The 7,037-nt window shown below is 41.2% G+C and carries 5 protein-coding genes and 1 pseudogene; 2 read left to right on the forward strand and 4 right to left on the reverse strand.

From position 1 onward, the window contains the following. Window positions 1–190 (reverse strand): hypothetical protein (locus Q0212_RS07635; RefSeq protein ID WP_297924174.1); only part of this gene is annotated, 190 nt, incomplete at its 3' end. Window positions 191–729: 539 nt separating this feature from the next. Between Q0212_RS07635 and Q0212_RS07640 the strand changes: the two genes are divergently transcribed. Next, a complete protein-coding gene (locus Q0212_RS07640; RefSeq protein WP_297924176.1) occupies window positions 730–1,122 on the forward strand; it encodes a glycine zipper domain-containing protein in 393 nt (130 codons plus the stop codon). A gap of 28 nt (window positions 1,123–1,150) precedes the next feature. On the opposite strand, the gene Q0212_RS07645 is transcribed toward Q0212_RS07640, so the two are convergent. Then, window positions 1,151–2,452: a TolC family outer membrane protein gene (locus tag Q0212_RS07645; protein WP_297924178.1), complete on the reverse strand. Its 1,302-nt coding sequence runs from the start codon at window positions 2,450–2,452 to the stop codon at window positions 1,151–1,153. Between the two features lie 253 nt (window positions 2,453–2,705). Between Q0212_RS07645 and thiC the strand changes: the two are divergent. Further along, a pseudogene (gene thiC, locus Q0212_RS07650) lies at window positions 2,706–4,511 on the forward strand (phosphomethylpyrimidine synthase ThiC); the annotation flags it as partial. Between the two features lie 69 nt (window positions 4,512–4,580). Here the strand turns inward: thiC and Q0212_RS07655 are convergent. Next, window positions 4,581–5,834 (reverse strand): transposase, encoded by a 1,254-nt coding sequence (locus Q0212_RS07655; RefSeq protein ID WP_297924180.1) that lies wholly within the window; start codon window positions 5,832–5,834, stop codon window positions 4,581–4,583. 136 nt (window positions 5,835–5,970) lie between these two features. Then, window positions 5,971–6,762, reverse strand: a complete 792-nt coding sequence (locus tag Q0212_RS07660) for an alpha/beta hydrolase (protein WP_297924182.1) — start codon at window positions 6,760–6,762, stop codon at window positions 5,971–5,973. Window positions 6,763–7,037: the final 275 nt, after the last annotated feature.

Raw genomic sequence — 7,037 nt, forward strand, 5'->3', positions numbered from 1 at the left:
TATTAAAAGTTAAATTTCCATTCTTTATGGTAATCATTTTCTTAATAACACTTACTGTTATTTCATTTAAATTAGCCTGGCTCTGAGCAAGAACGATAACAGGAATTGATTGTGTTTGATTATCCAGTTTGATTTGTAATAATTCTTCACTGTAGCCAACAAGAAAAAATCTGGTTATTGGCTTTTGCATTAGCCTCATATACGGCCGCATTTGTTACATGGTCGAAAGTGCTTAAATATTTTGACATGGGATTTGCCTCGTCTGTTACCACAGGTACGGTTTTAACCCTATCTAATTTAATTGCTTTTTTTTGGCTAAATGAGGTTTATAGTGCCAGCAAACTATTTTTTACCAGTTTGATTGTGGTGGGCGTGATTGGCGTAAATTTGAGCCACACCTGAGCACCCAAGACTGACGCATTGCTGATGTGTTTTGTCAGCATAAAGCCGTTAACAGCGGTTGTAATATGAGCAAAAACAGCAATCGCATCAGTCCTAAACGGGCGAAATTACTTCGATTTTGCTTGGTTTACGATCAAATTTTTAAATTTAAAATGTATCTGCTATGTTATCGAAACTTCGGTTTTTGTGAACCCTGCCTAATTCTGCTTACAAAATCATCAATTAAGTTACGCATTCTCCCTTAAATATTGCAAAATGTTTCTAGTCGAGCATCTCGTGCTTGGCTATGTTTCAGTCACTGATTGGATATTTTCAAAGGTGAAGACGATGAAAACAACAGCAATATTAGCTAGCTTAGTATTAAGTTTAGTAATAAGTGGCCAAACCATGGCAGGTGATACAGGTGCTGTGGTAGGTGGAGCGGTCGGTGGTGCAATTGGTGCAGCTATTGGCCAAGATATTAATGGTCGTAATGGTGCTATTGTGGGGGCTGCTATTGGTGGTGCAACAGGTGCAGCGATTGGTTCAAATCAGCAAAAATCAACGACAGTTGTCAAAGAAAAAGTCGTTGTACAACAACCCATAGAAAAAGTTGTAGTAAGACAGCCAGTCGAGCGTGTTGTTTATGTACGTGAAGAAAGTAAGCATAAACATAATCATGGCAAACATAAAGGTTGGAATAAAAACCACCACAAACATCATCACCACGATCATGATTAATAAAAAAGGGCTTTAAAGCCCTTTTTTATTATTTATTTAACCAGCCATTTAACTCTTTAATATCCATCTCACCTAACTGACCACTAGAAGCACGTAATTTAACCGTGTTAATCACATAGTCATAACGAGCATTTGCATAGTCACGTTTGGCTGCATAGACATTACGTTCTGCTAATAACACATCAACAATATTGCGTGTACCCACATCATAACCTGCTTTGGTCGCTGCTAAGGCAGCTTCGGCAGATTTAACGGCTTGTTGACGAGCAGAAACACGGTAGCTATCGGCAGAGACATTTAAAAAGGCTGTGCGTGCCTGAGTCGTTAATTGGCGTGTTACAGAAGTTACTTGGTCACGAGCGGCATCACGGCCATAACTGGCCTGTTTGATAGCTGAGCCTGTCCGACCACCTGTATAAATTGGCCACTGCATCTCGATGCCTGCCGACAAAGCTTGTGAGTTTTGGTTAGAGGTTTGTGGACTACTGCCATTATCACGATCACTAATAGAAGCCACAAAATCAATCGTTGGTCTATAACCCGCACGTTGTTCTTCAACGGCTTTTTCGGCTACTTGTTGATTAAAACGAGCGGTTGCTAATTGTGGATTTTTTTCGTGTGCCAATTTAACCCACTCATCTGCATTGTTGGGTTGGGGTGGCGTAACAATAAAGTCGTCTCTTAACGCGCTTAATTGGCCTGCATCACTGCCAAGAATACCTGCTAAGGCTTCTTGTGAGCTTGCCAAACCGACTTCTTGGCTAATACGGGCAGCAACAGCGGCATCAAGTTGCGCTTGAGCTTCAAAAACATCTGTTTTTGCAATCAAACCCACATCAAAACGTTTTTGAGCCTGTTCTAATTGACGCTTTAAAGCCGCTTCTTCGGCCTTAGCAGAACTTAAGGTTTCTTGAGCGCGTAACACATTAAAATAGGCTTCACTGACTCTTAATACTTGCTCTTGTTGTTTGTGACGATAATCCGCTTCGGCTACCGAGGTTAAAATTTTGGCTTTTTCGTAGGCTTTCCATAAATCAGCACGATACAAACCTTGACGCGCCTGAATTGCTAGTTGACGGCCTGTATAGTCATAACTAGGAATAGATTCGGGTTCAACTTTATTATAGCTAACTGACCCCGAAAAACCGACTGTAGGTAATAACGCCCCATAGCTGAGTTGTTCTTTTTCTTTTTCGGCTAAATATTGATTGGTGGTGGCTGCCCATTGAGGGTCATTTTTTAAAGCTTGTTCATAGGCTTGTGCTAAATCTAAAGCATAACTTTGTTGAGCAATTGTTAAAGAAGCAAGAATAGAAAGAATATAACGCATAACAACATACCGACGAGTATGGAAAATGAAAGCTGAGATTATTGTTTTCTGAAACATAAGGCAAGTCTTTAAACCGATTTTAATGTTAGAAAACTGTTGTGCTATATCCATTACTAGCTAAGCAAGGTATATTTCGCATATTGTTTATTTTTATGGATTTAAAACTCAAAGTTTAATCCTGTTGAGTACCTATTTTATTATGACTACCTCTCATTTTTTAAGCGAAAACGCCCAAGTTGACACCGCCGCTATTCAGCCATTACCTGCTTCACATAAAATTTATGTGCAGGGTTCACGTCCAGATATACGTGTGCCAATGCGTGCCATTCATTTAGATGACACCCCAACCAGTTTTGGTGGCGAAAAAAATCTGCCTGTCGTGGTGTATGATACTTCGGGGGCGTATACCGACCCCAATATCACCATTGATATTCGTCAAGGTTTGGCAGGTATTCGTGATAATTGGATTATTGAGCGCGAAGATACGCAAGTTTTAGAAGGTTTAAGTTCTTCTTATGGCCGTCAGCGCGAAAAAGATATTGCCTTAGCCCCGTTGCGTTTTGGTCATTTACGTCAGCCACGCCGTGCCTTGGCAGGTAAAAACGTCACGCAAATGCACTATGCCAAACAAGGCATTATTACCCCAGAAATGGAATTTGTTGCCATTCGTGAAAACCTAAAACTGCAAGAAGCTCGCGCCAATGGATTATTAAATCAGCATGAAGGCCAATCGTTTGGTGCAGCGATTCCCAAAGAAATTACCCCCGAATTTGTGCGTCAAGAAGTGGCTTTAGGTCGGGCGATTATTCCTGCCAATATTAACCATCCCGAATTAGAACCCATGATTATTGGCCGTAACTTCTTGGTAAAAATTAACGGTAATATTGGTAATTCAGCCCTTGTTTCTTCCATCGAAGAAGAAGTCGCTAAAATGACGTGGGCAATTCGCTGGGGTTCTGACACGATTATGGATTTATCGACAGGTAAAAATATCCACGAAACGCGTGAATGGATTTTGCGTAATTCACCTGTACCCATTGGCACAGTCCCCATTTATCAAGCCTTAGAAAAAGTTGACGGTATTGCTGAAAATTTAACGTGGGAAATCTTCCGCGATACGCTCATTGAACAAGCCGAGCAGGGTGTGGATTATTTTACCATTCATGCAGGCGTGTTGTTACGTTATATCCCGATGACCGCCAAACGTTTAACAGGTATTGTCTCGCGTGGTGGTTCGATTATGGCCAAATGGTGTTTGGCACATCATAAAGAAAACTTTTTATATACTCATTTTGACGAAATTTGCCAAATTATGAAGGCTTATGATGTGTCGTTTTCGTTGGGTGATGGTTTAAGACCGGGTTCGATTCAGGATGCCAATGACGAAGCGCAATTAGGTGAATTAAAAACCTTGGGTGAATTAACTCAAATTGCGTGGCAACATGATGTACAAGTGATGATTGAAGGGCCTGGCCATGTGCCAATGCACATGATTAAAGAAAACATGGACTTACAATTAAAATGGTGTCACGAAGCACCATTCTATACACTCGGGCCATTAACCACCGATATCGCACCCGGTTACGACCATATTACCTCCGCAATTGGTGCAGCGATGATTGGTTGGTATGGCACGGCGATGTTATGTTATGTCACGCCCAAAGAGCATTTAGGCTTACCCAACAAAAAAGACGTTAAAGACGGTATTATTACTTATAAAATTGCTGCCCATGCTGCGGACTTAGCCAAAGGTCATCCAGGTGCTCAAATTCGGGATAATGCTTTGTCAAAAGCTCGTTTTGAATTTAGATGGCAAGACCAATTTAATTTGAGTTTAGACCCTGATACTGCACGGAGTTTCCATGATGAAACTTTGCCCAAAGAAGCCCATAAAGTCGCGCATTTTTGCTCGATGTGTGGGCCAAAATTCTGCTCAATGAAAATTACTCAAGATGTGCGTGACTATGCCGATAGTTTAGACGCTCAAGCAGCACAAGGCATGAGTCAAAAGTCTGAAGAGTTTAAAGCACAAGGCAGTGAAATTTATAAGGTCGTTTAAAAAGACTACTGTTTTGGGTATAAAAAACAAATAGCGATGAAAGTTCCCTCTCCTATTAGGCAAAGGTATCTACACATTTTTTAGATACCTATGTTGTAAGTGAAGAGGTAGCATTTTTGCCATTTCATATAGTTGTTCAGGTTGATACGACCTGAGCAACTCCAAGGCAGATAAGAACTGCCACAAGCCGACTAATAAAGCAGAGTCCGTGATTTTCACACCATGCTTCATCTGTCGGCCACTTAAACGGACTAGCAGCATTTTTAACGGCTCAGACTCAGTCGCGTGCCTCATTTCCCATACGGTCACACACGCACAGCAAACCACCGCCAACCGTTTAGCAATCGCTTCACCTGTTTCTTGCTGCCAATCTTCCAAACCAAAACCTTGTGTCTTTAACAGCTTAAAGAAAGACTCTATCTGCCAACGCCAGCAATACCATAATGCAAGCTGTGAGCAAGGTACGCTCTCTGGAACATTCGTTAATAAATACCATTCAGCCAATACTTTGGGTTCTGTGTCATCACTCAGTACACGACTGACGATTAATCTTGCACCAATCGCTTCTCCTTTTTCAGGCTTTCTTGCAGATTTTGAACGCTTACTCGCTTTCGTCAAGCTCACCGCAATTTCACCCACCCTCACATGACATTTCGCTCCTTTAAGTCTTATCTCTCCTCGATATTCCGTGTCAATCCTTTTAGCAAGCTCTTGTACTTGAACGCTTTTATTATCACAACATACTGTTGAATTCTTCCGACAACGCACGAGCCACAGATACTCTTTACGTTGCCATTGCCGAAAAATATCAACACAATCTGCCTCTCTATCAATAATATGCACCAACGGTAATTTAAACCCTAAATCCTCGATCTTAGACATTCTCTGCGTTAATTCGTCAAGATGGTTGTCTGTCTCCAATACCGCTTTTTCACCCTCAACACTGCTATATACCTTGTTCTTTGTCACCAAGTTTTGGGCAATAGGGGCTATCGGTAAGCCCGTCTTGTCACTCACCAACAAACTACTTTGCAGTTCATAGCCAATATCTTGATCGTGACTTAATTGTCGCTTATCTTGTTTACTTTCATGCTTTCTATAATTCAGCCTAGACCAATCATGCACCACTAGGCCATACGATTCACAATGGCTCATGCCTGCCAATGCCGCTTCTACAAGCGGCTTTGACAAGATCGGCAATGTCACCGATTCGTTTCTAAAAAATCGCCATGCCGCTTGCGTATACGCAAAACTTTGGCAATCTCCTAATAACGAGCCAACTCCTGACATCTCTCGTTGACTGCTTTTGATATGTTGTCTCACCAACGTATCCCATCTTCTTTGCAATCGTGCATCTAGACCATTGCTGCTATAATTAAGTGCATACTAACCATTATCCCTCTCTTTTCATAATTGTGTAGATACCTTTGCCTAATAGGAGAGGGAACGTCATCACTAGTCAAACTAAATCCTCAAACAGTTCTTTAACCATTTGCGCGGTTTCTACAGGATACTCTAGCGGAAACATATGTCCCCCTTGGGTATAATGTAATGAGACTGGCTGCTCTTGTGCCAAGCGTTCAGGATAGCCAGTTTTGGCAAAATGGCTATCTTTGCCAACCACAATCGCTGCTGGCATCGCTAAAGGCTTTTTAAATCGCCATGTGTTAGTTGGTACATTATTAAAAATAGCCACTTCGGTGCTTACAGGAATCGTTAAACATACTCCATTAGCACAATCCTTTAGACCATAATTGATATAATCTGCAAAACATTGTTCATCAAAGGTTTTAAATAAACTTTTAGGTCGTAAACTAGCAGCCGCTTCGGCACGATTAGGCCAAACATCTCGACGATTTTTACTTTTCGCTGCTGGTGTCAAATTCTCTGCTTTGCCTAATAATTTAGCAAGGTGTAGTTTATAGGCATCCATACCGTTAAACATCGGTGGATCTAACATGACCAAAGCTTTGACTAAATGTGGAAAACGATGCGCCACCATATAACTGGTCATTGCTCCTAAAGAATGGCCTAAAACATAGACTGGCTGACCATCACTTTGTCGTTTAATGGACTCTGCAACTTGCTCTGTTAATGACCACCAATGATTATCCACGGGATAATTGGGGTCGATACCAATCACAGGAATCATAACGACTTGAAAATCCTCTACCAAAATAGCTAACATTTTTTGATAACATGCCGATGGCACACCATTCGCGTGGGCAAAATGCAAAATAGGCTTGGTCATTGTCAAAACTCTTACAGTTACAATCTCAAATTGACTGTACCACAAGAGTATTTAAGATGGGGGTGACTTGTTAGTTTTGTAAAAATGGACACCTTGACCTATGAAGACCCTAATTATTTCCCTATTAAGCGTGTTATTACTCAGTGCCTGCTCCCAAGAGCAACAAAATAAAATCAGCCGTAGTTTACAAAACTGGACTGGCACAAATGGTGTATTAGAGGTTTATGCTGGTGACAAACTGGTTAGACGCTTTATTAATATTGACAAAATGACCA

It is taken from the genome of uncultured Agitococcus sp. (assembly GCF_937920075.1).
Taxonomy (GTDB): Bacteria; Pseudomonadota; Gammaproteobacteria; order Pseudomonadales; family Moraxellaceae; genus Agitococcus.